We start from the raw sequence: 25937 nt of genomic DNA, 5'->3' as shown, positions 1-25937 counted from the left end.
TCTTTTAATTAACATCTTATGTTAAGTTTAACCAAATTATCATGTGTAAATATTTATCTTTTCTGTTTCTTCTTACTTTTTCTTTCTATGCTTCTGCACAAAACAGTTACACTTTAAAAGGAAAAGTACTTAACATCAATAACCAACTCCCATTAGAATCAGCTACAGTATACATTACAACTGTAAAGGATTCTACCGTATTAGAATACACTTTGACGGATAAAAATGGGGATTTTAACTTTGCAGTTAAAAAAAATGAAAAACCTGTATTTTTAAAAGTTACTTATATGGGGTTTGAAACCTTTACAGAAGAGCAAAAAGATCTTACCGCTAACAAGGATTTCAATAACATTTACCTTTCTGAATCAATAAACACCCTTAACGAAGTTACCGTAAAAGGAGAAGCCCCTCCTATTCGGGTTAAAAATGATACTATCGAATACAATGCTTCTTTATTTAAAGTACGTCCTGATGCCAATGTAGAATTACTACTAAAACAACTCCCTGGTCTTGAAATAGACAGTGATGGAAAAATTACAGCTAACGGAAAAGAAGTTACCCAAGTTTTAGTAAACGGAAAACCCTTTTTTGACCGCGATGGCGCCATGGCACTAAAAAACCTTCCTGCTGATATTATTAATAAAATTCAGGTATCGGATTTTAAAACTAAAAAAGAAGAATATTCTAAAGACCAGGCTGCTTCAGACAATGCAAGTATCAACCTGACTATTGACGAAGACAAAAACAAAGGTTATTTTGGAAAATTCCTAGGTGGCTATGGTACTGATGACCGTTATGAATCTAGTTTTTTAGTTAACTTTTTTAAGAAAAACAGAAAGATAAGTATCTTAGGATCTTCTAATAACATCAATGCTCAAGGGTTTTCTCAAGATGAAGTTTTTGACAATATGGGCGGTGGTAGAAACAACCCAGGAGCCGTTAGCAGAGGTCAGGCTAATGGAATTACAACATCAAATTTATTTGGATTCAACTATTCTGATGAATTATTTAAAGATTTTGAAACCAATGTGAGTTATGATTTTAGAGACACCCAAACAGAAAACATAAACAAATCCAACTCTACTAACTTTAGACCTGACGGAAACTTTAATACTGTTTCTGAATCAACAACGAATAACAATAACACTTCAAACAGAGCTAATGTAGAATTAGAATACAAAATATCGCCAAGCATGCGATTGTTTGTTGCTCCTAGATTCAATACCTCACAATCTGATAATCGTTCCGAATCAAATAGCAGCACGACTAATATAGATAACAACGAACTAACAAATGATTCACGTTCGATATCAGCAAATAAAAATGAATCTAATACTTTTAGCAACTCGATTAATTTTAATAAATCGTTCGAAAAAAAAGCCAGAAATCTTAGTGTAGTTTTCAACAATAGCAATTCAAATTCAAATGCTAATAATTTAGTTGAATCAGAAACACGATTTTATACCCGAAACGATAGTATTATTAGAAATCAAAATGTAAGAAACAATGGTATCAACGATTCTTACTCGGCCGAAATTGAATTTACTGAACCAGTAACAGATTCCATCCGATTCAGAGTCGGTGTAGAATATAATTTTCAAAATTCTATCACTGACAACAAAACCTTCGATGGCAGTAATGGAAATTACACTGATTTGAATGACTTACAAACGACTTATATTAGTTCCAAACAAAATAGTATTGCTCCTAAGGCTGGTTTTCGAATTCAAAAAAACAATCTTACTTTTGATGTTAACTCATCAACTTCAATTGTACAATTTGACAACAACTTTAAATATTTAGGAGAGTCAACTGATTTAAACCGAAAACACATTTTACCTAGTGCCAGCGCTCAGATCAGATATCGAGTAGATCGTTCTAAATTTTTTACCACTCGATACAACTACAATGTTTCGCTACCATCGGCAAATCAATTGCTTTTGGAAAACTTATCTAATCCTTTAGATACCATTGTAGGAAACCCCAATTTACTACCCAGAGAAACTCATAGTGCTAACATTAATTATAGAAATTTTGATTTCCGTACTCGTTCAGGTTACAATCTATATATAAATAGTAATTACACTAATAATGATGTTATTTCTTCTGTTTTTTATAATGATGATAACAGTAGAAGATCTTCTTATCAAAATGTTTCAGGAATCTATAACATATCTGGTGGTGGTAACTGGAATAAATCTATTAAGCAAGAATCTAATTTATTGCGTTATGGACTTGGAATAAACGGAAATTATTCCTTTACAAAGGGATTAATTGACGGAACATTATATGGTGCAAAATCTATAGGAATATCTCCAAGGGTCTACCTTAATTACGATTACGGCGAATTTTTTACTATAGCTCCTTCTTATAATTTCTCATATAATGAAACAACATACGACATTAGCTCACTCAATGCGAGATCAAATGTGGTTCACAGAATCAATCTACAAACCACAAGTTACTGGCCGAATAACTGGATTTGGGGTAACGATTTTGGATACACTTACAACTCTATCAATCAGGAATTTTACTTATGGAACACCAGCTTATCTTATACCTTCTTAGACAAAGCATTTATTGCCAAAGTAAAAGTATATGATGTTTTAAACCAAAATCAAAGCATTACCAGAAACATTTCGACAACATCGGTTAGCGATAATGAAAACACCGTTTTAAGACGCTATGCAATGTTCTCTCTTACATACAAAATCCAAAACTTTGCAGGAAAAGCTCCTGGAAGAAATAGAAATATGGAAGGAATGGACAGAGGTCAACGCCCAGAAGGATTTGGTGGTGGCAGACCTGGAGGACCAATGGATTAATCAAACCCTAATTATTAATTCAATTTACACAATAAATCCGCTTACTTTCTAAAAAGTAAGCGGATTTGTTCTTTCTATACTGGATGAAATATTTGTAAAATCTGAAATTCATTCAAATTAGTCACTTCTAAACTTACAAGCTACATAACAGTTAGAGCCAATTCGATACAATTACTAAACTAGTATCTTACTTAGAATCACAGCTTAATTTAGCATTAAAATCCAAAATTGCAAAGAATTGAATCCACCTAAATCAGATAAGTTTTCGAACTAATTCTATGCAGAAAAACCCGTTTCGAAATAAATCGAAACGGGTTTTTAATAAATTGAGATCAATCAATTATGCTTCTACTTCAAATGGAAGGATTGAAACGTATGATTTGTTGTCTCTTTTCTTTTGGAACTTAACAACTCCGTCTACTCTTGCGTGTAGGGTGTGATCTTTACTGATGTAAACATTTTCACCTGGATTGTGTTTTGAACCTCTTTGTCTTACGATGATGTTCCCTGCGATAGCAGCTTGTCCTCCAAAAATCTTAACACCTAAACGTTTTGATTCTGATTCTCTACCATTCTTAGAACTACCGACACCTTTCTTGTGAGCCATGATGTTTTAGTTTTAATATTGTTATTATTCTTGAGTATCTTCTTTTTTAGCTTTAGCTACCTTTTTCTTTGGAGCTTCAACCTCTTCTGTAGTTGCTTCAGCTGCTGCTTTTTTAGTAGCCGCTTTTTTAGCACCTGCACCTGTAATACCTTCAATTACAATTTGAGTAAGATATTGTCTGTGACCATTTCTCTTTTTGTATCCTTTTCTTCTTTTCTTTTTGAAAACGATAACTTTATCTCCTTTTAAGTGTTGTAACACTTTAGCTTCTACTGAAGCACCTTCTATAGCTGGGGCGCCTAAAGTTACATTCCCATTGTCATCTACTAAAAGAACTTTGTCAAAAGAAACTTTTGATCCTTCTTCGTTAGACAAACGGTGAACATAAACCTTTAAGTCTTTGCTTACTTTGAATTGTTGCCCTGCTATCTCTACGATTGCATACATACCAAATTGATTTATTGATTTTTAAGGTTGCAAATATACAATAATATTTTTATCACGCAATCACTAAATTTAAAAAAATATTTCTTCTTACTTTCGCTTTATTTTCAAGACGTTAGAAACTCGATTCCAACTTATTTTTTTGTTAAAAAATCGAGCAACACACATTCAATACTAAAAAAAAGTATTTTTGAAGAAACAATATCACTATTTAAGTATTGCAACTTTATTTTTTACTAATCTTATATGAAAAAAACAATAATGGCAATTAGTACTGCACTTTTACTTGGCGGTGTCGCCACAGCCCAAAAAATAGCTTTCGAAGAATACGATTTAGACAACGGCATGCACGTTATCTTACATCAGGACAATAGTGCTCCTGTAGTTATTACTTCGGTGATGTATCATGTGGGTTCTAAAGACGAAAATCCTAACAAAACAGGCTTTGCTCATTTTTTTGAACACCTACTATTCGAAGGCACAAAAAACATCAAAAGAGGCGAATGGTTCAACATTGTAACCGCTAATGGCGGAGTAAACAATGCCAACACTTCAGACGACCGAACCTATTATTATGAAGTTTTTCCTTCTAACAATTTAGAATTAGCGCTTTGGATGGAATCTGAAAGGTTGATGCATCCAGTGATTAACCAAATTGGAGTTGATACCCAAAAAGAAGTAATCAAAGAAGAGAAAAATTCGCGTTATGACAATCAACCTTACGGAAAAATAATTCAAGCTGTTAAAGAAAATTTATTCATCAATCATCCTTATCGCTGGACAACAATAGGTTCTACAGAACATTTAAATTCAGCGAAACTAGAAGATTTTAAAGCTTTTAACGAAAAATTTTATGTTCCAAACAATGCTGTTTTAGTAGTTGCAGGCGATTTCGAACACAAACAAGCCAAAGAATGGATTCAAAATTATTTTGGACCAATCAAAAAAGGAACTGCAATAAAAAGAGAAACATTTGTTGAAAAACCAATAACCGAAACTATCAAAGCGACTCACATTGACCCTAACATCCAAATCCCGATGTTGGTAACGGCATACAGAACGCCATCCATGAAAACCAGAGACGCTCGCGTTTTAGATTTCATTTCGTCGTATTTAAGTGATGGAAAAAGCTCGAAATTATACAAGAAAATAGTAGACGACAAGAAAAAAGCATTGCAAATTGGCGCCGTTGGTTTTAACCAGGAAGATTACGGCATGTACATTCTATATGGTTTACCAATGACCAACTTCACTAACAAAGACTTGCTCCAGGAAATTGACGAAGAAATTGTTAAAATCCAAACCGATTTGATTTCTGAAAAAGATTATCAAAAACTACTAAATCAATTTGAAAATCAATACGTAAATGAGAATTCAAGCGTAGAAGGAATTGCCGAAAATTTAGCAAAATACTACTTACTTTATGGTGACATCAGTTTGATTAATAACGACATCAATATCTACCACTCTATTACCCGAGAAGAAATTAGAGATGTTGCTAAAAAATACCTAAATCCAAATCAACGTCTAATATTGGATTATATTCCTACTCCTGAAAAGAACGAAAACTAAGCCATTTCGAATCATGAAAAAATCAAGCATCTTATTCATTCTAATTTTAGTTACCGCAATCATGCAAGCACAAGAACGCAAACAACCCACAGCTGGAAAACCACCTGTTGTTAATATAAAAAAACCACAAAGTTTTAAACTACCCAACGGACTTAAGGTAATGATTGTTGAAAATCATAAATTACCCAAAGTAACTTTCAACCTTACCATAGACAATCCACCTTTTGCCGAAGGAGAAAAAAAAGGAGTGGACGAATTATGCAGTAGCTTAATAGGAAACGGCAGTAGTAAAATCTCCAAAGAAGACTTTAACGAAGAAGTTGATTTTATGGGAGCTAATATTTCTTTCAGCTCTAGCGGTGCTTATGGGAGTTCACTTTCTAAATTCTCAAAACGCACACTTGAACTTTTAGCATACGGAGCTTTAGACCCTATTTTTACACAAGAAGAACTGGAAAAAGAAAAAGCAAAAGCTATTGAAGGATTACGTTCTCAGGAAAAAAGTGTTTCGGCAATTGCTAGTAGATTAGTCAATGCATTGTCTTATGGAAAAAATCATCCTTCAGGCGAATTCATTACTGAAGAAAGCTTATCCAAAATCACACTAGAGGATGTTATAAAAAACTACAACACTAATTTTGTTCCTCAAAATGCTTATTTGGCAATCGTTGGAGATGTGAAATACGATGAGATCAAACCACTTATTGAACAACTTTTTAGTTCCTGGAAAAAAACAGAAACTAGCAAAACCATTTACCCTGATCCGGAAAACGTAGCAACAACCCAAATTAATTTTATTGATGTTCCTAATGCCGTTCAATCTGAAATTTCATTAGTAAACACCTATAAATTAAAAATGAACGACAAAGATTTCTTTCCTGCCGTAATTGCCAGTTACATATTGGGCGGCGGTTTCAACAGCTACCTCAACATGAATTTAAGAGAAGCTCACGGATGGACTTATGGCGCAAGCACTAATATTGGAGCAGGAAAATATGTAACCAGCATCAGATCGTCATCGGCTGTAAAAAACAATGTGACAGATAGCGCCGTGGTAGAATTTGTAAAAGAAATCAAGAAAATCAGAACCGAAAAAGTAACCACCGAGCAACTGGACAATGCAAAAGCAGGATATATTGGTCGTTTTGTAATGAAGGCCGAAAAACCAGAATCGGTGGCGCGATATGCACTAAACATCGAAACCGAAGATTTACCAGCTGATTTTTACGAAAATTACATTAAAACCATCACTGCTGTTACTAAAGAAGATGTACTGGCTGCAGCCAACAAATATTTTTTAATTGACAATTCGCGAATAATCATAGTCGGCAAAGGCAGTGAAGTGATTCCAGGATTAGAAAAACTCAACATCCCAATTTCTTATTTTAACAAATACGGGAATCCTGTAGAAAAACCTAAATTCTAAATAGTAGAAAAATGTTATGAGTTATGGGTTATGAGATAAGCGTTAGAAGTTCACGCAATTTAGCTCATAACTTATAACTCCTTACTTTCTGGCACTCAAATACACTCCTATCAAAATAATAAATGCACCAAAAAACTGTACTGGTGTCAACATTTCATTATCTAACAAACCCCAAAAGAAAGCAACAACAGGAATTAAATAAGTTACTGAAGTCGCAAAAACAGGCGACGAAATCTGGATTAATTTAAAAAACAAAATATTCGCAATTCCAGTTCCAACAACACCTAAAACCATAATAAACAATACTGAATGCTGTACTTTTTCAACAACAAGCACATCATAAAATCCTGTAAAATAAAGAATTGTTAACGCTGGAAAAATTAGAAACAAGAAATTTCCCGTTGTAATACTAATTGGACTCAAATCAGATAAAAAACGTTTAATCAAATTAACATTTACCGCATAACAAAGTGAAGCAATCACAACCAAAATAGCATAATAATAATTTTGACTTGGATGATTCATCGCTCCGTTAAAAACAAGAAGCAAACTCCCAATAAGCCCTATGAAAACACCCCAAACTTGTCTTTTTTGAAAACTAATTCCAAAAAACAAGACACCTAAAATTAATGTATTTAATGGTGTTAACGAGTTTAGAATAGAACTTACAGAACTATCTATTTCTGTTTGGGCTAATGCGAAAAGAAAGGCAGGTACAAATGTTCCGAAAACAGAAGTTAAAGCAATAAACTTCCATTTATCTTTTGGAATTACAGATAAACTTTTAAATCCAATTAATAATAAAAACAGCGCTGCAAATACAATTCGTAAAGACCCCACTTGAATGGCAGACAATCCTATTAATCCTTTTTTAATTAGTATAAAAGAACTTCCCCAAACTAAAGAAAGTAATACTAAATAACCCCATTTTAATTGCTTTGATTCCAAACTCTAATTTTTTATCAAAATTGTACTATTTCAATGAAACACACTCTTTATTAGTAAAAAACCAATATCATTTCCAAGTTAAAGTTTCCATCAAACGCTGCATATCATTTTTAATATAGCTCGCCGCTGGCATAATCGAATCAAAATTAGGTTTTGCATAAAAATAAACCGAACCCGTAATAAAATGTTTGGTGCTGTCAGTCACGTAAAACTGAGAATTAGTCGCTGCATTTCCATCTACCTGATAAAACATTCCGTACACTTTTTTTTCAGTATTCAAATACGGCTGTTCTAAGATATCATCGGCTTTTATAACGTGTTCGAAAGTCAATTTTTGGGCGTCACGCAACAATTTATTCAAATTATTATTTACAGGCTTATAAGTCAAATAAATCGTAGCTTTCATCTTTGGATAAGAAATTGTAAAACCACAATCCTTTTCGCCTTTAATAATAGCTTTGGAATTCATATCAAATGCAAAAGGACATTGATTTTCAAAACCTACATATTCAGCCACAGGATAATCCAATCGAAGATAACTGGCAGGTTTTGGTAACACCTCATCTTTACAACTAGAAAACAACAACAAGCCTAAAACAATACACACAAAAACAACTGTATTGTAATTGTATTTTGTCTTGGCGTATTTTAAATTAAACATCAATAGTTACTTTTATCTGTTTGATACGTTTTTTATCCACAACCTCAATAGTAAACACACAATTATCGAAAGCTATTTTTTGTCCTTTAGCTGGGAAATTCCCTGAAATTTCTAAAATAAATCCTGCTAAAGTTTCTGCTTCTCCTTTTTGTTCTTCAAATACTTCTTCGTTTACATCAACAATTCTATAGAAATCTTTCAGGTTTATTTTGCCTTCAAAAAGGTAATTTCGATCATCTATTTGAGAGAAATTAATATCTTCATCATCAAATTCATCGCTAATATCACCCACAATTTCTTCGATTACATCTTCTAATGAAACCAAACCCGAAGTTCCGCCATACTCATCCACTACAATGGCAAGATGACTTTTCATGGACTGAAAATCCTTTAGTAAATTGTCCAACTTTTTGTTTTCAGGAACAAAAAACGGCTCTCTTATTAAGGTAATCCAATCAAATTCTACTTTATCAATATGAGGCAACAAATCTTTAACAAACAAAACGCCTTCAATCTGGTCAATATTGTCCCGATAAACCGGAATTCTTGAATAACCTTTTTCAACAATTTTAGTATAAATTTCACTAAAAGTTTCGGTTATTTCCAAAGCAAAAATATCAATCCTTGGACTCATAACCTGTTTCGTATCGGTATTTCCAAAAGAGACAATTCCTTCTAATATTTTTTGTTCATCAGTCGACGTTTCATCGGTTGCTGTAAGTTCCAAAGCCTGCGAAAGTTGGTCTACAGAAAAACTAGTCTTTTGTTTACCTAATTTATTATGCAAATAAATTGTTGTAGCCCGCATAGGAACACTAATTGGCGTTAGAAAATAATCCAAAAGCGAAATGGGATAAGCAACGGTTTTAGCAAACTTGACATTGTTTCTACTAGCATACACTTTTGGCAAAACTTCTCCAAAAAGCAACAACAAAAAAGTAACAAAGATAACTTCAAAAATAAACTTTAATAAAGGAGAACTAATAGCCGCAAACAAATCAGAACCAATAAAGGAGAACAAAATAACCACTCCGATATTGATAAAATTATTAGCCACAAGAAGCGTTGCTAATAATTTTTTAGGTTTTTGCAATAACTCAGAAATGATTTTTCCTGTCGAAAGATTCTCTTGAAGCGTATCGTCAAGGTCTTTTTGCGATAGCGAAAACAAGGCTACTTCGGCTCCCGAAACTACTGCAGAACAAAACAGTAATACAAATATTCCGGCAAAACCAAACAATAGATTAAGATCTAAAGTATAAACGAAATTTAAACTGGGCTCTGGGTCCAAATTAAAAAAAATTAGTTAAACAATTAAAAAGGCAAATCATTGATAGGCAAGCCTTTATTTGGTGGGTCAAAGTTAGTGTTTTTTGTGGATTCTGGACTCTGAATTTGCTTGTTGTTTTCAGCATCTTTTTTGGTTGACAAAAAAGTAAATTCTGTTACCTGAATCTCGGTGGTATGCTTCATCGAACCGTCTTCTGCCTGCCACTGACGGGACTTTATTTTCCCTTCCACATAAATCTTATCTCCTTTAGACAAATATTTTTCACACATTTCGGCGGCTTTATTACGCACCACAAGATTATGCCACTCGGTCGAAGTGATTTTTTCATTGGTAGTCTTATTAATATACACTTCATTTGTCGCCAACTGAAATCTTCCAATACAATTGCCTGCTTCAAAATAGTGCATTTTAACATCGTCACCCAAATGACCTATTAGCATTACTTTATTAAGTGTTCCGTTCATAACCGTTTTAATGTGTGGTACAATTCCAAAGATACATTTTTTTGCTCTTTTATTTATTCCGATTCAATAAAATTATGAATCACAATTGGAAAAGGATATTGCTTTAATTCCTCTTTAGTAATTCCATTCTCCACCTTCCCTTTTACATTCAGCTTCCAAAACTTTATATGCAAATGTTGATGCGATAATTTATGTACAATGCTTTTTTCGTTACATGCTCGCATACTTATAATAGGATTAGTAAAAAATGATTCGTTCAAAACGGCATTCGATACAAATTCAAAATCTTCCTCCTGCAAAGTTTCTATTAATGGGAACTCATATAAGTTATGCCAAATTCCTTTTGCCGTTCGTTTTTGAATCAGAGTCTTTTCTTCGGCATCCGAAAGCATTAAATAATTAAAGTATCTATTTCTAACTTTCAGTTTTTTTAATTTCACTGGCAATTGATCAACTTTCTTTTTCTGCAAAGCCGCACAGCTAGAATTAAAAACACATATCCCGCAATTAGGACTTTTAGGAACACATTGTAATGCACCAAATTCCATTATAGCCTGATTAAAAATCGCTGGGCTGTCTTTTGGCATTAATTCGAAAGCCAAAGCAGCAAATTCTTTTTTGGCGGAAGCCAAAGCAATATCCGTTTCTACATCAAAATAACGAGAAAGTACTCGAAATACGTTTCCATCTACAACAGGAACGGCTTCGTTATAAGAAAAAGAAGCAATTGCAGCAGCAGTATATTCGCCTACTCCTTTTAATTGTAACAAGTTTTTATAATTATCTGGAAAAACTCCGTTTAATTCGGCTGCTATATATTGAGCGGTTTTATGCAAATTGCGAGCACGGGAATAATAGCCCAAACCTTGCCACAATTTTAAAACTTGTTCTTCATTTGCGGCGGCGAGATCAAAAACCGTTGGAAAAGCAGTTGTAAAAGACAAAAAATACGGCATTCCTTGCGCTACTCGAGTCTGTTGCAGCATGATTTCGGAGAGCCAAATATGGTATGGATTTGAGGTATTTCGCCAAGGCAAATCGCGCTTGTTTTCTAAATACCACTTTATAAGCAAGTTATGAAAATTCATTATTAATTATTTGTTCACAAATGTAAAAGTTTATGTAATTAAAATTTAATGAATTAGCTTGAATAATTGTTTTTTAAATTCATATATTTGCACACTCAAAAAAATTATTACAGAATAATAAATAAGGAAAGAAAATGACGAAAGCAGATATCGTAGCGAAAATTTCAGAAAAGTTAGGTCTTGAAAAAGGTGATGTGCAAGCAACAGTAGAGACTTTTATGGAGGAAGTAAAAACTTCATTAGAAACTGGAGACAATGTTTATTTAAGAGGTTTTGGTAGCTTTATCGTAAAGACTAGAGCTGAGAAAACAGGTAGAAATATCTCTAAAAACACTACAATTAAAATACCTGCACACAACATTCCTGCTTTCAAACCTGCAAAAGTTTTTGTAGAAGGAGTAAAAACGAATAACGAAGCAAAATAATATTATTAATCATAAAATCTAAAAGATTATGCCAAGTGGTAAAAAAAGAAAAAGACATAAGGTAGCTACTCACAAACGTAAGAAAAGAGCGAGAGCTAACCGTCACAAAAAGAAAAAGTAGTTTTTAACTACTTTTTTCTTTTTAAACGTTCATTGAAATTTGGATTTCAGACTTCAGATTTTAGACTTCAGATTGCAGCATAAACTGCCATCTGCTCTCTGAATACTGCAAACTGCATTCCTCAGGGTTCATACCTGTTCAAAAATATTGTTTAATCCATCCTTACCGAAGTTGGAAGTTAGAAGTTAGAAGTTTTTTGTGTTTACAAAAATCTGAAATCTGAAATCTGAAATCTGAAAGTGCGGATAAAAATTTGCAAATGAATAAAGAATTAATCATTCGATCTAGTTCTGATTTCGTAGATTTTGCCTTATTAAAAGATGGAAAACTAATTGAATTGCACAAGGAAGAAGAGACAAGCAACTTTCAAGTAGGCGATATTTTTATTGCCAAAATAAGAAAACCAGTTGCTGGATTGAACGCTGCTTTTGTAAATGTAGGCTTCGAAAAAGATGCCTTTTTACATTATCACGATTTGGGTCCTAATCTAACTTCTCAACTGAAATTCATAAAACTTGTAAGCGCAGGTAAAATAAAAGATTTCTCCCTAAAAAACTTTCAGTTTGAAAAAGAGATAGACAAAGATGGGACCATTACTGATGTAATAAACGCCAATCAATCTATCTTAGTACAAGTTGTAAAAGAACCAATATCTACCAAAGGACCAAGAATTAGCGCTGAGCTATCTCTTGCCGGACGTTTTATTGTTTTAGTTCCTTTCTCTGATCGTGTATCTATTTCTCAAAAAATAGAAGACAAAAAAGAAAAAGACCGACTAAAAAAACTTGTACAATCCATCAAACCAAAAGGATTTGGTGTTATTGTTCGCACAGTAGCCGAAGGCAAAAATTCAGCCGAATTAGAAAAAGATTTGCAGAACCTGCTAAGCAGATGGACTGCAATGTGTAAAAAATTACCAACTGCTCATCATCCCTCAAAAGTATTAGGCGAACTCAACAGAGCTTCCTCAATACTAAGAGACGTTTTTAACGATACTTTTACCAGTATCCAAATAGATGATGAAGAGTTGTACAATCAAACCAAGGATTACCTGCAAGAAATTGCACCATCCAAACAATCTATTGTCAAGTTTTATCAATCAAACGACACACCTATCTTCGAGAAATACAATATAGAGAGACAAATCAAAACTTCCTTTGGAAAAACTGTTTCTATGAGCAAAGGCGCTTACCTTATTATCGAACACACTGAAGCTTTGCACGTTATAGACGTGAATAGCGGAAACCGTTCGAATAAAGCGACTAATCAAGAAGACACAGCCATGGAAGTCAATATGATTGCCGCAGCCGAAATAGCCAGACAATTGCGTTTGCGCGATATGGGCGGTATCATTGTAATTGATTTTATCGACATGTCTAATCCCGAAAATCGCAAAGTCCTGTTCGACTTCCTGAGAGAAGAAATGAGCGATGATAAAGCAAAACACAAAATCTTACCTCCTAGTAAATTTGGATTAGTTCAAATTACCAGACAAAGAGTAAGACCAGAAAGAAATATTAAAACCAGAGAAGAAGATCCAAACAATGAAAATGGTGAAATCGAAGCGCCAATTCTAATCATTGATAAAATCAACGGAGATCTGGAAAGAATTTTAAAAAACCACAAAAAAGTTGTACTTAATGTACATCCGTTTGTGGCTGCTTACCTCAGTAAAGGTTTTCCATCATTACGTTCAAAATGGTTTCTTGAACATAAAAAATGGGTGAAAATTATACCACGTGACGCTTACACGTATTTAGAATATCATTTCTTTGACAACAAAGGAAATGCTATAAAAGACTAAACAAAAAACCGCTTCTCGAAAGATCAGCGGTTTTTTTGTGTCTTTTTTTTAGGAGCTATTTCCTGCTATTCGCTTCAATCTTTTATCTCTAAAAACGAGATAAAAGGATTTCCGCTGCTATCAGGGCTAAGGATTTTGATTTCACAACAACTATATCTAATAGAACAATATTACCTTCAATACAACACAACAATAATAGCAATTATATTAGCTATTTTAGTTTAAAAATGATATATTTGGCTATTATTTTAGCTAAAATGAAAAACTATTCCATCAACAAAACACCTTTACAAGTTCAAATAGAGCTTGCCGAAAGATTACGGAAAATCAGGAAAGATAAAAAAATATCACAATCCGAATTAGCTGCTAAGTCAGGGGTTTCATTAGGAAGTATCAAACGATTTGAACATACTGGAGAAATAGCATTAGCATCATTACTCAAACTGGCACATCTTTTTGACAAATTAGATGATTTTAATTCTATTTTTAAATCTGATGATAATTTGAAAGAAATAGAAAAATTATTTAAGTAATAATTATGGGAAGAATTCAAAAAATAAAAGCTTTTCTAAATCTAGATGACACAAAAGTTGAAATTGGAACCATGGTAGAAAACCAAAGCAAAATTTATTTCAAATACCATCCAGATTTTATTTCAAGTGGATTAGAAATTTCTCCTTTTAAAATGAAATTGTCCAACGAAATATTAACTCCAAAAGAAGCACATCTGGAAGGGCTTTTTGGTGTATTTTCAGATTCCATACCTGATGGCTGGGGAAGACTATTATTAGACAGAAAATTACTCTCCATGGGAATCAATTTAAATGAAATTGGTCCGTTAGATCGATTGACCTATATAGACCGAAATAGTGCTGGAGCAATCTCTTACGAACCTGAATACGAAAATAGTTATACTAATTTCAATACGGTAGATTTAGACCTGATCTCTAATGAAATTGAAACCGTTTTAAACGGAACTTCAGAAGATGTAATTGAAGAACTTTTTCTTCTTGGTGGCTCATCAGGAGGCGCTAGACCAAAAGTTCTTATTGGATTTAACCCAAACACTCAGGAATTACTTTATGGAAAATCAGAATTACCAGAAGGTTATGAACACTGGATCATAAAATTTCCATCATCTAATGATTTAACTGACATTGCCGTAATTGAATACACTTACAACCAAATGGCGCAAATGGCAGGAATTGAAGTGAATGAATTTCGATTATTTCAAAGTAAAAAAGGACAATACTTTTTCGGAAGCAAGCGATTTGACCGAATTCAAAATAAGAAACTTCATCTACACTCGGCAGCAGGACTATTACATGACAATTTTAGAATGAGCACTTTAGATTATGGGCATCTCATGGATTGTGCTTTCACATTAGAAAAAGACTTTAATGCTTTTAATAGAATCCTTCAACTAGCCACTTTTAATGTTTTAGCTCACAACCGAGATGACCATAGCAAAAACTTTTCTTTTTTAATGGATAAAAAAGGTAAGTGGAAATTAGCTCCTGCCTATGATTTAACCTTTTCCAACTCCTCTTATGGTTTTCACAGCACAACCGTTGCTGGCGAAAGCAAAAATCCAACATTAAAACATCTAACAACCTTAGCCAAGCATTTTGGAGTTAAAAACCCTAATTCAATTTTTGAAAAAGTACAAGAAGCAATTTCTCAATTTAACATACTCGCAAAAAATAATGAAATCAGTAAAGATTCTATAAAATTAATAAGCGGTAATTTAAACAGTTTGAAATCTTAAACTTCGTTTTCTTCTTTGTATCAGAATCACTATAATCAAAACACCTATTAATGACATTCCAACTCCAACCAAATTAGGAGAAGCATAACTAAATCCAGCAATTAAAGGTAAACCACCTAAAAAAGCCCCTAAAGCATTCCCAATATTAAAAGAAGCTTGTATCGCAGCCGAAGCAATCATCTCAGCACCCGCAGCAATTTGAATTATCAACATCTGGATAGGTGCAATCAACGCAAAAGCAATGCAACCCGTACAAAATACCAAAACCAGACTAACATACGGATTTGAGGATAAGAAAAATACCATTGCCAAATCTAAAGCCATCAGCAAAAGCAAAACAATTAAAGTTTTCTCTGGCGAAAACTGATCGGCTAATTTACCTCCAAGAATATTTCCTACCACCATTCCAGCACCGGCAAGAATCATAATATAAGGCACATCGGCAGCATCAAAACCAGAAATATCAGTCAACAGAGGAGCAATATAACTAATCCAGCAAAACAAACCTCCTACTCCAATTGCGGTAATTAAAATAACTAACCAGGCTTCCATTTTCTTAAAAAACTGCATCTGCTCTTTAACCGAAACTTTCTCATTCGATTCGATATTTGGCATCCAGAAATAAAGCGAAATAAAAGTGATAATACCAAAAATTGCAATCAGAATAAAAGTATAGCGCCAGGAAAAATGATGTCCAATGTAAGTTCCGACGGGAACGCCAATTAAATTAGCAATTGTCAAACCCGCAAACATAATTGATATTGCCTGAGCTTCTTTTCCTTTTTGGGCAAGCTTACTGGCTACTACGGCTCCTACTCCAAAAAAAGCTCCATGAGGTAAACCAGACAGTAACCGACTTAAAAAGAAAAAACCGTAACTGGGAACTACAATAGACAATGCATTAAAAAAAGCAAGCATAGCCGCCAGAATTAAAAGCGTTTTTTTAGGCGGATAATTTCTCGCGATAACAACCAATAACGGCGCACCAATAACTACTCCAAGTGCATAAGCTGAAATTAAATAACCTGCAACAGGAATACTTACATTTAAATCAGACGCAATATCGGGCAATATTCCCATCATTACAAACTCGGTAATTCCTATTGTTAAACCGCCCAAAGCGAGTGAAAGCAAACTCTTTTTCATTTTATTATATTAACTAAGATTGTATAATTGATTAAGCAACCTCTATTTACTTTGCAAATTTATTGATATCAGCAACAAAGAAATTGTAAATTTGCAATATAAACTTGTAATTATAGGTTATGAAAAAATTAAATCAGTTTGACACCTTAGTAATAGATGAATTTGAAGAAGACCAATATCATCTTCCCAGACACAGTCACACCTATTATGAGATTATTTACATCATAAAAGGAAGCGGAATTCATCAATTAAACCAAAACCTGATTCCTTATAAATCTGGGGATTTGTTTCTTCTTTCTACCGATGATGAGCATTATTTTGATATCAAAAAAACAACTCGATTCTTCTTTATAAAATTCACCGACACCTATTTTAATTCGAATAAAAAACTGGCTTGCGATGAGTTTTTACTGAACACTCCCGAGAATTTCATGCGTGACAAATCGCTTAAAGAAAATGTACTGAAACTGGATTCGACTTGTGCAAGTATATTAAAAAACACCATTGACAACATCAGAACTTACAATAGCAAATCGAATATTTCTACTTCGCCAATTGCCTTTTACCAAATCTTATCGATTTTTGGGTTGATCAAAGAAAGCCTGCAACAACAGAACATAAAAATCACAGGATCAGGAATAGACAACGACCAGATTATCTCCTATATTCATCAGAATATCTACAAACCAAAACTGGTTCTAATTAAAAACATTGCAGCCCATTTTAATATTTCTCAGGGTTATTTCGGGACGTATTTTAAACGAAATTTCACAATAAGTTATCGGGAATATTGTAATAAACTGCGAACACAGTTAATAGAAAAGCGGATTTTAAACAAACAATTATCCATGAAACAAATTGCTTATGAATTTGGTTTCACCGATGAAAGTCATCTTTCTAATTATTTTAAAAAACAAAGAAATTTAAAACCAAGCGAGGTTAAAAAAACATAAAATTATTTTCTTCTTTCTAGAAAAAAACGTTTCATCAAATCGGCAGCTTCATTAGCCATAACTCCAGAAACTACTGTAGTTTTTGGGTGTAATTTGGTTCCCATAATCATAAATCCGCGTTGCTCATCTCGTGCTCCAAAAACAATTTTAGAAATCTGGCTCCAGTATAAAGCACCAGCGCACATTTGGCAAGGTTCTAAAGTCACATACAAAGTACAATCTTTAAGGTATTTTCCGCCCAAATAATTTGCAGCTGCGGTAATGGATTGCATTTCTGCATGAGCCGTAACATCATTCAACATTTCGGTTAAATTATGACTTCGTGCAATGATGGTGTTATTCACCACAATAACAGCTCCTACGGGAATTTCGCCCTTTTCAAAAGCCATTTCCGCTTCTTGCAAAGCCTTTTTCATAAAATATTCGTCGGTGAAAATGTTTTCCATACGGCAAAAATACAGCATTCAATTCGTACATTTGCCTTATGCCAGAAAATTTGCTTTCAAACATAAATAACCCAACTGATTTACGCCAACTTGACGAAGCCCAACTTCCTCAAGTAGCACAAGAATTACGTGACTTTATTATTGATATTGTTTCGGTAAAAGAAGGACATTTGGGCGCTAGTTTAGGAGTTATCGAATTAACCATTGCTTTGCATTATGTTTTCAATACACCTGATGATGCATTAATTTGGGACGTGGGTCATCAGGCTTACGGACATAAAATTCTAACGGGTCGGAGAGCCATTTTTCATACTAATCGCCAACTAGACGGTATTTCTGGTTTTCCAAAAAGATGCGAAAGTATCTATGATGCTTTTGGCGTAGGCCACTCCTCAACTTCTATTTCGGCAGCTTTGGGAATGGCAATTGCATCTAATATTAATGGTGATTTCGAAAAACAACATATTGCTGTAATTGGCGATGCTTCGATAGCTTCAGGGATGGCTTTTGAAGGATTGAATCATGCCGGAGTAACTAATGCTAATTTATTAGTTATTCTTAACGATAATGCCATCGGGATTGACCCGAGTGTTGGTGCTTTGAAAAACTACCTTACTGCAGTAAAAGAAGGCAAGAATCCGAGGCAAAACAACATGATAAAATCCTTGAATTTTAATTATTCAGGACCCATTGATGGAAACGATATTTTTGCCGTCATTAAAGAACTAAAGCGTTTACAAAAAATAAAAGGACCAAAATTTCTTCATGTAATTACCAAAAAAGGAAAAGGATTACTACAAGCCGAAGAAAATCAGGTACAATATCATGCTCCAGGAAAATTTGATGCCCTAACTGGAGAAATTATTCCCAAAATAGAAGAAAATCTTCCTCCGAAATATCAGGACGTTTTTGGGTTGACTATTTTAGATTTGGCACAAAAAAACAAAAGAATAGTTGGAATCACTCCCGCCATGCCTACGGGAAGTTCGCTAAAATTCATGATGGACGCCTTGCCAGATCGTGCTTTTGATGTAGGCATTGCCGAACAACATGCCGTAACCTTGGCCGCTGGAATGGCCACTCAAGGTTTGATTGTTTATTGTAATATTTACTCTACTTTTTTACAAAGAGCCTATGATCAGGTCATTCATGATGTGGCTTTGCAAAAACTGCCTGTTATTTTTTGTTTGGACAGAGCTGGTCTTGTTGGCGAAGACGGAGCAACACATCACGGTGTTTTTGATATCGCTTATTTACGCTGCATTCCTAATCTAATTATTTATGCTCCTGCCAATGAAATTGCGTTGCAAAACATATTATACACTGCCCAATTAGATTTAGAATTACCAATTGCAATAAGATATCCAAGAGGTCGAGGCATTATTGCTGATTGGAAAAAAGAACATTTTGGCAACTATCAAAAAATCACTATTGGCGAAGCAAATTGTGTTAAAGAAGGTTCAGAAATAGCTGTTTTATCGAATGGAACCATCGGGAACAATGTAAGTTTAGCATTAGAAGAGATTGAAAACTCAGATCAAATTGCACATTATGATTTTGCTTTTGTTAAACCACTGGACGAAAAAGCATTACACGAAATATTTAAAAAATTCAAAAACATCATCACAATAGAAGATGGCACAGTTATTGGTGGTTTCGGAAGTGGAATTCTCGAATTTGCCGCTCACAACAATTATCAGAATAGTATTAAAACATTAGGAATTTCAGATAAATTTATTGAGCAAGGAACTGTAAATCAATTACAACAATGTTGCGGAATTGACGTTAAAACACTAAAGTTACTTTTTTTAAGTTATATAAATTAGTAATTTTCGCAACCCAAATTTCAATTTAATAATGAAACTACAAGACTTCAAAAAAATTATAATTGCATTTATATTCTTAACAAGTACTTCTGTTTTTTCGCAGATATTAAACGACACCATTTTAAAAGACTCTGTAAGGACGGCTACTATTCCTAAATTGAAGAATATAACTCCACAAACAACCCCTGTTCTTGTAGTAAACGATACCATTGTGAAAGATTCTGTAAGAAAAATAATTGTATCAGTATTAGATGACAACTTTTATCAAAAACCAGACCCACAGAAACTAAAATATACTCTTGCAAGAATAGTTACTATTCCTGAAATAGTACAAATAGAGGCACATTATTCTCATTGGAAAGGAAAAAACATTCTAGGATTTGATATCTCGGAAATTGCATTTGTAAACTGGAGTGCGGGTGGAACCAGTTCCATTTCCGGACTACTCAAAGGGGATTTTAACAGAACATACGAGAGAAAATACACAAAATGGGTGAATGAACTCAGTATTAGATACGGAATGAACAAACAGGATGGAATTGAACTCCGTAAAACAGATGATGCTTTTCGATTTGACTCTACTTTTGGATACCGAAGAGACCCAAAAAGCAACTGGTATCACTCCGGAAAACTAAACTTTAATACTCAGTTGACCAACGGTTACAAATATCCAGACAAAAGCAATCCTATTTCCAGACTATTTGCACCTGCTTATATGTTTTTAGGAACTGGAGCTGAGTATAGCAAGAAAAAGAAAGATCTTGTTTTTTATGCATCTCCTTTTACTTATAAAGCAACTTTGGTCTGGGATGAAACTCTAGCAAACTTAGGATCTTTTGGTGTTGAAAAAGCTATTTATGATGAAGAAGGAAACGTCCTTAAACGAGGAAGAAGAGCTAAAAATGAAGTCGGTGTTTTAGTCACAAATCATTATAAAAGTGAAATTTCCAAAAACGTTATCTTTGTAAGTAATGTGAGTCTCTATTCAGATTACATCAACAAATTTGGAAATGTCGATGTAGACTGTGATTTAGCGCTGAATTTAGTGGTAAATCAATATGTAAGAGCAAACATAGGTGCTAGAATTATTTATGATGACGACATCAAAAATAAAACTGAAGTAGCCGGAGTACAAGTTACTGAAGGTCCAAAAACACAAATAAAACAAGTTTTAGGTGTGGGATTAACTTATGCATTTTAATCCATTATCGTTTTTTTGTACCATTTATTGTTTCATATAATTCCAGCGCATTTCCATCAGTAAGTAACGAAACATAATGGCAAATATGTAACAATCGATCGTAAAGATTTTCTTTTTCTAAATGATGTTTCTCTGGCATTAATTTGAGAATTAATTTGTCATAATTAGAAGCGGTGCCGTTGAATTTATTGTCATAAGCTGTAATAAATCTATCAAGCAAAGTTTGTATGATTTGGTAACCCACCAATTCTTTTTCAATAACTTCCCGGCTTTGGTAAATATTATCAATACTAATTTTGATAATATCATCCATTTGTGCCTTGTACTTGCTTTTATCCATTAATGCAAAAGGAAATTTCCCTTCTAAAATTGATTCTTCATTGGCAATAAAAACTTTAACCGCATCGTTTATCAAACTACTTATTGCCAAAGCTCGCAAATAACTGATTCGGTCTTCTTTAGTTTCCAAAGTTTTATATTTCGCAGTATTAATACTATCTTTTACCAATTTAATTAGGTATTCCAAAGCAAAATCTTCTGAAACCAAACCTAAATTAATTCCGTCTTCAAAATCAATAATGGTGTAACAAATATCATCTGCTGCTTCAACAAGATAAGCCAGCGGATGTCTTTCAAAACCAATATCATCACCTGATTTATTTGGGATTAAACCCATATCTTTTGCCGCTTCCTGGAAAAAAGCTTTGTCTGCCTGAAAGAATCCGTATTTTTTATCTGAGATATTTCGGGTTGGTTTTTTAGGCAAACTCTCTTTAGGATATTTCATAAAAGCGCCCAGAGTAGCATACGAAATACGCAATCCGCCTTCAATTCCGGGACGACTGGAAGTCATTACCGAAAAACCATTGGCATTGCCTTCAAAATGAATTAAATCCTGCCATTGTTTGGCAGTTAAATGCTCTTTGTATTTCTGGCCTTTTCCGTTCGAAAAATACTCTCCTATGGCTTTCTCTCCCGAATGACCAAATGGTGGATTTCCAATATCGTGCGCTAACGATGCTGCAGCGACGATAGCTCCAAAATCGTTCATGTGGAAACCATGGACTTCTTTTAAATGCGGATATTTTTCGATGATTTTTTTTCCAACCAAACGTCCCAAAGAACGTCCCACAACCGAAACTTCTAAACTGTGTGTCAATCGAGTGTGCACAAAATCAGTTTTGGAAAGCGGAATAACCTGTGTTTTATCTTGTAAACTTCTAAACGCAGCCGAGAAAATAATACGATCATAATCGACCTCAAAGCCCAATCGGGTGTCGTCTTGCTCAATTCGTAATCTTTTGCTTGTATCGCCCTGACGTTTTAAAGATAAAAGTTGTTCCCAGTTCATGTTGATTTTTTAATTCAGATTTAAAAACCAAAAATACGTTTTATTTTAAGACTTTTTCCATACGAAAACGTCCAACTTTTTTAAAAACTCAGTTCCGTACTATACTTAATCTCCCCCATTACAAAAATACTTTGGGTATAACCAATATTTTCGATGGTAGATAATTTATTCATCACAAAATCCTGATAACTGGACATATCTTCTACCAAAATTTTCAGCATAAAATCATAATCGCCAGCAATGTTATAACACTCTATGATTTCTGGAAGTGCAACGATATCTTTTACAAAATTACTTCCCACATTTCTTGCATGTTCTTTCAGTCGAACATTACAAAAAACAGTCATTCCAAGATTAAGTTTTTTCTTGTCTAATAAAGCCACATACTTCATAATATAACCATCTCTTTCCAGTCTTTTGATACGTTCATAAACAGGAGTAACTGTCAGGAATAATTTACTTGCCAGCTCTTTTGTATTGATATTCGAGTTCTCTTGCAAGTGTTTTAATATCTGTAAATCGATTTTATCTAAGTTTTCCATAGTTTTTTTTACTGTCAAAGGGATATTACAAGCACCTATTCCATACAAATTACTGTAAAAAAGACTAAAAAAACATCATTTTACTAAAATAAATAAGATTTATAAGTATAAAAAACCATTACAATACATTTGTACAGTAAAAAATACTTTAAAAAATGAAAACAAATAATTTAGGTTATCCAAGAATTGGTAACAATAGAGAACTAAAAAAAGCCAGCGAATTATACTGGGCTGGAAAAATCACTGCAGATGAATTATTAGAAGTTGGAAAAAACATTCGTGCTGCAAACTGGCAATTACAAGCCAAAGCAGGAATCGATTTAATTCCTTCTAATGATTTTTCTTTCTACGATCAGGTCTTAGATTTAACGCTTACTTTGGGAGTAATTCCGAATCGTTACAGCGAAATTGCTAAAGCCAATTCTCCTTTAGATTTGTATTTTGCTATGGCAAGAGGTTCGCAAAAAGAAGGACAAGATGTTGTAGCAATGGAAATGACCAAATGGTTTGACACCAATTATCATTATATAGTTCCTGAATTTACAAAAAACCAAAAATTCGAATTGTTTTCAACCAAAATAATCAAAGAATTTGTCGAATCTAAAAAATTAGGAATCACTACAAAACCAGTTCTTATAGGACCTGTAACTTATTTGTTATTGGGAAAAGAAAAAGAAGCAGATTTTCACCGAATTGATTTGATCGAAAAATTATTGCCTGTATATTTTGAAATTCTTACCGCTTTACAAAACGAAGGAGCCGAATACATTCAGCTAGACGAGCCATTTTTAGCTTTGAATTTAACCGATAAAGAACGCAATGCAATTACTTACGTTTACAATGAAATCAACAAAAAATTCCCTGCTTTAAAAATAATTTTAGCGAATTATTTTGACTGTTTTGGAGAGAATCTAGAGACTGTTTTAGCTTTGCCAGTTCATACTTTACACTTAGATTTGGTTCGTTGTTCATCTCAATTGGATGATATTTTAGATTCAGGAAAATTGGCTGGCAACGTGAATCTTTCTCTGGGAGTGGTTGATGGAAGAAACATCTGGAAAAATGATTTCAAAAAATCTTTGGCAACTATCAAAAAAGCAACTGATGCTTTAGGCAAAGACCGAATTTTGATTGCACCGTCTTGTTCGCTTATTCACAGTCCGTGCGATTTAGATTTGGAAACCAATGAAGCTACATTGACACCTGAAATCAAACAATGGCTAGCTTTTGCCAAACAAAAAATAGAAGAAATTGTATTGCTTCAAAACTTTGCTCTGGACGAAATAAGTCTGGTTGATTCTGTTTCATTTCAGCAAAATACTATTGCTAATAAAAACCGAAAAACTTCGAAATTAATCCATAACGAAGGAGTTAAAAATCGTGTAGCGAGTATCACAACTGGCGATGATCAAAGAGAAAATACTTTTGCAAAAAGAAGAAAAAGTCAAATTGACGCCTTGAATCTTCCTTTGTTTCCAACTACAACAATTGGTTCTTTTCCACAGACAGCAGAGATACGTAGCTGGAGAGCCAAATTCAAAAGCGGTCAATTGACGCAACAGCAATACGATGATTTATTACAAAAAGAAACCGAAGAAACCATCCGTTTTCAGGAAGAAACTGGAATAGATGTTTTGGTTCACGGAGAATTTGAACGTAATGATATGGTAGAATATTTTGGAGAACAATTAGACGGATTTACGTTTACCAAAAACGGTTGGGTTCAAAGTTATGGTAGCCGTTGTGTAAAACCTCCAGTTATTTATGGTGATGTTTCTAGACCAACTCCAATGACGGTAAAATGGGCTGAATTTGCACAATCGCTTACACCAAAATGGGTAAAAGGAATGTTGACTGGCCCCGTAACCATCTTGCAATGGTCGTTTGTTCGTAACGATCAGCCCCATTCTGAAACCTGTACACAAATTGCTTTGGCGATTCGTGATGAAGTAGTTGATTTAGAAAAAGCAGGAATCAAAATCATTCAAATTGATGAACCAGCCATTCGTGAAGGATTGCCTTTGCGTAAAGAAGAATGGGCAAACTATTTGGATTGGGCAATCAAAGCGTTTAGAATTTCGGCCAGTGGTGTAAAAGACGATACGCAAATCCACACGCACATGTGCTACAGCGAATTCAACGACATCATTCAAAATATTGCCGATATGGATGCCGATGTAATCACCATTGAATGTTCGCGTTCGCAAATGGAATTATTGGATGTTTTTGCTGATTTTAAGTACCCTAACGAAATTGGTCCTGGAGTGTATGACATTCACTCGCCACGAGTTCCATCCCGAAATGAAATGGTACAATTATTAGAAAAAGCATCCGCTGTTGTTCCTGTAGATAAGCTTTGGGTAAATCCTGATTGTGGTTTAAAAACCAGACATTGGGACGAAACTAAAAAAGCTCTAATCGAAATGGTTGCTGCCGCACAACAAATGCGAGTTGCCGTTGAAAATACTGCAACAGTATAAATAAAAAAAGTCCTAGTTCTTCGATTTGAACTAGGACTTTTTTCAATTTTAAAACTGAACAACAGTTTCTAAAGCACCGTTTTCTTTTCTCTTTTTGATTAATTCTCCTTTTCTAACCACAAATGTTTTAGAATATTCATCATGTAAACCCAATCCATTTTTTCTTAAAAAAGTAAAAGCTTCAAAAGGAATAAAACGACAACAGGTTCTAATAAAAACAATTCTTTTTGATGGTTTAGTTCCATCTGTATTAACAACAATGGTACGAGTTAATAATTTAGCAATAGTGCGAGAAAAATAAACCTCGGTAATGTAATAATACAAAAAGGCAACTATAGCAGTATAAAAACCAATTTCAACAGCACTTAAGTTGGTTACCCAATTAGAAAGCGCAAAATTATCAACTGATAAAGCAACCAAAATAATAGTGGTTCCTAAACTTAATACCAGAATATAAATAAATAATAAATCAATAATTAGATTAAGAAAACGCTGGAGTTGGCTTGCCTGCAAATCATCTGTGATTGTAAATCCTTCGTTTTTCATAG

23 protein-coding genes are annotated in these 25937 nt (G+C 33.8%); 11 read left to right on the top strand and 12 right to left on the bottom strand.

Annotated features, from left to right (window positions below):
• Positions 1-41 precede the first annotated feature (41 nt).
• The gene (locus AAGV33_RS04145; RefSeq protein ID WP_373390687.1) at positions 42-2825 is read left to right on the top strand and encodes an outer membrane beta-barrel protein; all 2784 of its coding nucleotides are present in this window, start codon (positions 42-44) and stop codon (positions 2823-2825) included.
• Between the two features lie 340 nt (positions 2826-3165).
• Here the strand turns inward: AAGV33_RS04145 and rpmA are convergent, their stop codons facing one another.
• Positions 3166-3432, bottom strand: a complete 267-nt coding sequence (gene rpmA / locus AAGV33_RS04140; RefSeq protein ID WP_026709571.1) for a 50S ribosomal protein L27 — start codon at positions 3430-3432, stop codon at positions 3166-3168.
• 24 nt (positions 3433-3456) lie between these two features.
• Positions 3457-3879, bottom strand: a complete 423-nt coding sequence (gene rplU, locus AAGV33_RS04135) for a 50S ribosomal protein L21 (RefSeq protein WP_373390686.1) — start codon at positions 3877-3879, stop codon at positions 3457-3459.
• A gap of 243 nt (positions 3880-4122) precedes the next feature.
• Between rplU and AAGV33_RS04130 the strand changes: the two genes are divergently transcribed.
• Positions 4123-5448 (top strand): M16 family metallopeptidase, encoded by a 1326-nt coding sequence (locus AAGV33_RS04130; protein WP_373390685.1) that lies wholly within the window; start codon positions 4123-4125, stop codon positions 5446-5448.
• Between the two features lie 13 nt (positions 5449-5461).
• Complete coding sequence (locus AAGV33_RS04125) at positions 5462-6874, top strand: M16 family metallopeptidase (RefSeq protein WP_373390684.1); 1413 nt, start codon at positions 5462-5464, stop codon at positions 6872-6874.
• An 81-nt stretch (positions 6875-6955) separates the two neighbouring features.
• Here AAGV33_RS04125 and AAGV33_RS04120 read toward each other — a convergent pair whose 3' ends face one another.
• The 5 genes from AAGV33_RS04120 to mutY form a co-directional block, all read right to left on the bottom strand.
• Positions 6956-7822 (bottom strand): DMT family transporter, encoded by an 867-nt coding sequence (locus AAGV33_RS04120; RefSeq protein WP_373390683.1) that lies wholly within the window; start codon positions 7820-7822, stop codon positions 6956-6958.
• 67 nt (positions 7823-7889) lie between these two features.
• Positions 7890-8483 carry a gliding motility lipoprotein GldD gene (gene gldD / locus AAGV33_RS04115; protein WP_373390682.1) on the bottom strand — a complete coding sequence of 198 codons (594 nt, stop codon included), beginning with the start codon at positions 8481-8483 and terminating at the stop codon, positions 7890-7892.
• The gene (locus AAGV33_RS04110; protein WP_373390681.1) at positions 8476-9774 is read right to left on the bottom strand and encodes a gliding motility-associated protein GldE; all 1299 of its coding nucleotides are present in this window, start codon (positions 9772-9774) and stop codon (positions 8476-8478) included. Before AAGV33_RS04110 ends, gldD begins: the two co-directional genes overlap by 8 nt.
• A 23-nt stretch (positions 9775-9797) precedes the next feature.
• Positions 9798-10238, bottom strand: a complete 441-nt coding sequence (locus AAGV33_RS04105) for a single-stranded DNA-binding protein (protein WP_373390680.1) — start codon at positions 10236-10238, stop codon at positions 9798-9800.
• 53 nt (positions 10239-10291) lie between these two features.
• On the bottom strand, positions 10292-11326 hold the full coding sequence (mutY, locus tag AAGV33_RS04100) for an A/G-specific adenine glycosylase (protein WP_373390679.1): 1035 nt from the start codon (positions 11324-11326) through the stop codon (positions 10292-10294).
• Between the two features lie 134 nt (positions 11327-11460).
• Between mutY and AAGV33_RS04095 the strand changes: the two genes are divergently transcribed.
• From AAGV33_RS04095 to AAGV33_RS04080, 4 genes are all read left to right on the top strand, one after another.
• The gene (locus tag AAGV33_RS04095) at positions 11461-11751 is read left to right on the top strand and encodes an HU family DNA-binding protein (RefSeq protein ID WP_007805026.1); all 291 of its coding nucleotides are present in this window, start codon (positions 11461-11463) and stop codon (positions 11749-11751) included.
• 380 nt (positions 11752-12131) lie between these two features.
• Positions 12132-13676 (top strand): Rne/Rng family ribonuclease, encoded by a 1545-nt coding sequence (locus AAGV33_RS04090; RefSeq protein ID WP_373390678.1) that lies wholly within the window; start codon positions 12132-12134, stop codon positions 13674-13676.
• Between the two features lie 236 nt (positions 13677-13912).
• The gene (locus AAGV33_RS04085; RefSeq protein ID WP_373390677.1) at positions 13913-14209 is read left to right on the top strand and encodes a helix-turn-helix domain-containing protein; all 297 of its coding nucleotides are present in this window, start codon (positions 13913-13915) and stop codon (positions 14207-14209) included.
• Positions 14210-14214: 5 nt separating this feature from the next.
• On the top strand, positions 14215-15444 hold the full coding sequence (locus tag AAGV33_RS04080) for a type II toxin-antitoxin system HipA family toxin (RefSeq protein ID WP_373390676.1): 1230 nt from the start codon (positions 14215-14217) through the stop codon (positions 15442-15444).
• On the opposite strand, the gene AAGV33_RS04075 is transcribed toward AAGV33_RS04080, so the two are convergent.
• Positions 15424-16590, bottom strand: a complete 1167-nt coding sequence (locus AAGV33_RS04075) for an MFS transporter (protein WP_373390675.1) — start codon at positions 16588-16590, stop codon at positions 15424-15426. The two genes, AAGV33_RS04080 and AAGV33_RS04075, sit on opposite strands and share 21 nt — an antisense overlap.
• Before the next feature lie 119 nt (positions 16591-16709).
• Between AAGV33_RS04075 and AAGV33_RS04070 the strand changes: the two genes are divergently transcribed.
• Positions 16710-17543 carry an AraC family transcriptional regulator gene (locus tag AAGV33_RS04070; protein WP_373390674.1) on the top strand — a complete coding sequence of 278 codons (834 nt, stop codon included), beginning with the start codon at positions 16710-16712 and terminating at the stop codon, positions 17541-17543.
• Positions 17544-17545: 2 nt separating this feature from the next.
• Here AAGV33_RS04070 and AAGV33_RS04065 read toward each other — a convergent pair whose 3' ends face one another.
• Positions 17546-17989: a nucleoside deaminase gene (locus AAGV33_RS04065; RefSeq protein ID WP_373390673.1), complete on the bottom strand. Its 444-nt coding sequence runs from the start codon at positions 17987-17989 to the stop codon at positions 17546-17548.
• A 38-nt stretch (positions 17990-18027) separates the two neighbouring features.
• Between AAGV33_RS04065 and AAGV33_RS04060 the strand changes: the two genes are divergently transcribed.
• Positions 18028-19815 carry a 1-deoxy-D-xylulose-5-phosphate synthase gene (locus tag AAGV33_RS04060; RefSeq protein WP_373390672.1) on the top strand — a complete coding sequence of 596 codons (1788 nt, stop codon included), beginning with the start codon at positions 18028-18030 and terminating at the stop codon, positions 19813-19815.
• 31 nt (positions 19816-19846) lie between these two features.
• Positions 19847-21016, top strand: a complete 1170-nt coding sequence (locus AAGV33_RS04055) for a DUF3078 domain-containing protein (protein WP_373390671.1) — start codon at positions 19847-19849, stop codon at positions 21014-21016.
• A gap of 4 nt (positions 21017-21020) precedes the next feature.
• Here the strand turns inward: AAGV33_RS04055 and AAGV33_RS04050 are convergent, their stop codons facing one another.
• Both AAGV33_RS04050 and AAGV33_RS04045 read right to left on the bottom strand, forming a co-directional pair.
• Complete coding sequence (locus AAGV33_RS04050; protein WP_373390670.1) at positions 21021-22367, bottom strand: deoxyguanosinetriphosphate triphosphohydrolase; 1347 nt, start codon at positions 22365-22367, stop codon at positions 21021-21023.
• Positions 22368-22447: 80 nt separating this feature from the next.
• Complete coding sequence (locus tag AAGV33_RS04045) at positions 22448-22909, bottom strand: Lrp/AsnC family transcriptional regulator (RefSeq protein ID WP_373390669.1); 462 nt, start codon at positions 22907-22909, stop codon at positions 22448-22450.
• A 155-nt stretch (positions 22910-23064) separates the two neighbouring features.
• Between AAGV33_RS04045 and metE the strand changes: the two genes are divergently transcribed.
• Positions 23065-25389, top strand: a complete 2325-nt coding sequence (gene metE, locus AAGV33_RS04040) for a 5-methyltetrahydropteroyltriglutamate--homocysteine S-methyltransferase (protein ID WP_373390668.1) — start codon at positions 23065-23067, stop codon at positions 25387-25389.
• A 48-nt stretch (positions 25390-25437) separates the two neighbouring features.
• On the opposite strand, the gene AAGV33_RS04035 is transcribed toward metE, so the two are convergent.
• Positions 25438-25935, bottom strand: coding sequence for an RDD family protein (locus AAGV33_RS04035; RefSeq protein WP_373390667.1), 498 nt, complete (start codon positions 25933-25935; stop codon positions 25438-25440).
• Between the last annotated feature and the right edge of the window lie 2 nt (positions 25936-25937).

It is taken from the genome of Flavobacterium magnesitis (assembly GCF_041729735.1).
GTDB classification, from domain to species: domain Bacteria; phylum Bacteroidota; class Bacteroidia; order Flavobacteriales; family Flavobacteriaceae; genus Flavobacterium; species Flavobacterium magnesitis.
This window is presented reverse-complemented; position numbering and strand designations above follow the sequence as displayed.

Bases quoted from the DNA above. Each gene is read 5' to 3' on its own strand.
- AAGV33_RS04145 (WP_373390687.1), top strand. From the start codon at position 42: ATGTGTAAATATTTATCTTTTCTGTTTCTTCTTACTTTTTCTTTCTAT.
- rpmA (WP_026709571.1), bottom strand. From the start codon at position 3,432: ATGGCTCACAAGAAAGGTGTCGGTAGTTCTAAGAATGGTAGAGAATCA.
- rplU (WP_373390686.1), bottom strand. From the start codon at position 3,879: ATGTATGCAATCGTAGAGATAGCAGGGCAACAATTCAAAGTAAGCAAA.
- AAGV33_RS04130 (WP_373390685.1), top strand. From the start codon at position 4,123: ATGAAAAAAACAATAATGGCAATTAGTACTGCACTTTTACTTGGCGGT.
- AAGV33_RS04125 (WP_373390684.1), top strand. From the start codon at position 5,462: ATGAAAAAATCAAGCATCTTATTCATTCTAATTTTAGTTACCGCAATC.
- gldD (WP_373390682.1), bottom strand. From the start codon at position 8,483: ATGTTTAATTTAAAATACGCCAAGACAAAATACAATTACAATACAGTT.
- AAGV33_RS04105 (WP_373390680.1), bottom strand. From the start codon at position 10,238: ATGAACGGAACACTTAATAAAGTAATGCTAATAGGTCATTTGGGTGAC.
- mutY (WP_373390679.1), bottom strand. From the start codon at position 11,326: ATGAATTTTCATAACTTGCTTATAAAGTGGTATTTAGAAAACAAGCGC.
- AAGV33_RS04095 (WP_007805026.1), top strand. From the start codon at position 11,461: ATGACGAAAGCAGATATCGTAGCGAAAATTTCAGAAAAGTTAGGTCTT.
- AAGV33_RS04090 (WP_373390678.1), top strand. From the start codon at position 12,132: ATGAATAAAGAATTAATCATTCGATCTAGTTCTGATTTCGTAGATTTT.
- AAGV33_RS04080 (WP_373390676.1), top strand. From the start codon at position 14,215: ATGGGAAGAATTCAAAAAATAAAAGCTTTTCTAAATCTAGATGACACA.
- AAGV33_RS04075 (WP_373390675.1), bottom strand. From the start codon at position 16,590: ATGAAAAAGAGTTTGCTTTCACTCGCTTTGGGCGGTTTAACAATAGGA.
- AAGV33_RS04070 (WP_373390674.1), top strand. From the start codon at position 16,710: ATGAAAAAATTAAATCAGTTTGACACCTTAGTAATAGATGAATTTGAA.
- AAGV33_RS04065 (WP_373390673.1), bottom strand. From the start codon at position 17,989: ATGGAAAACATTTTCACCGACGAATATTTTATGAAAAAGGCTTTGCAA.
- AAGV33_RS04060 (WP_373390672.1), top strand. From the start codon at position 18,028: ATGCCAGAAAATTTGCTTTCAAACATAAATAACCCAACTGATTTACGC.
- AAGV33_RS04055 (WP_373390671.1), top strand. From the start codon at position 19,847: ATGAAACTACAAGACTTCAAAAAAATTATAATTGCATTTATATTCTTA.
- AAGV33_RS04050 (WP_373390670.1), bottom strand. From the start codon at position 22,367: ATGAACTGGGAACAACTTTTATCTTTAAAACGTCAGGGCGATACAAGC.
- AAGV33_RS04045 (WP_373390669.1), bottom strand. From the start codon at position 22,909: ATGGAAAACTTAGATAAAATCGATTTACAGATATTAAAACACTTGCAA.
- metE (WP_373390668.1), top strand. From the start codon at position 23,065: ATGAAAACAAATAATTTAGGTTATCCAAGAATTGGTAACAATAGAGAA.
- AAGV33_RS04035 (WP_373390667.1), bottom strand. From the start codon at position 25,935: ATGAAAAACGAAGGATTTACAATCACAGATGATTTGCAGGCAAGCCAA.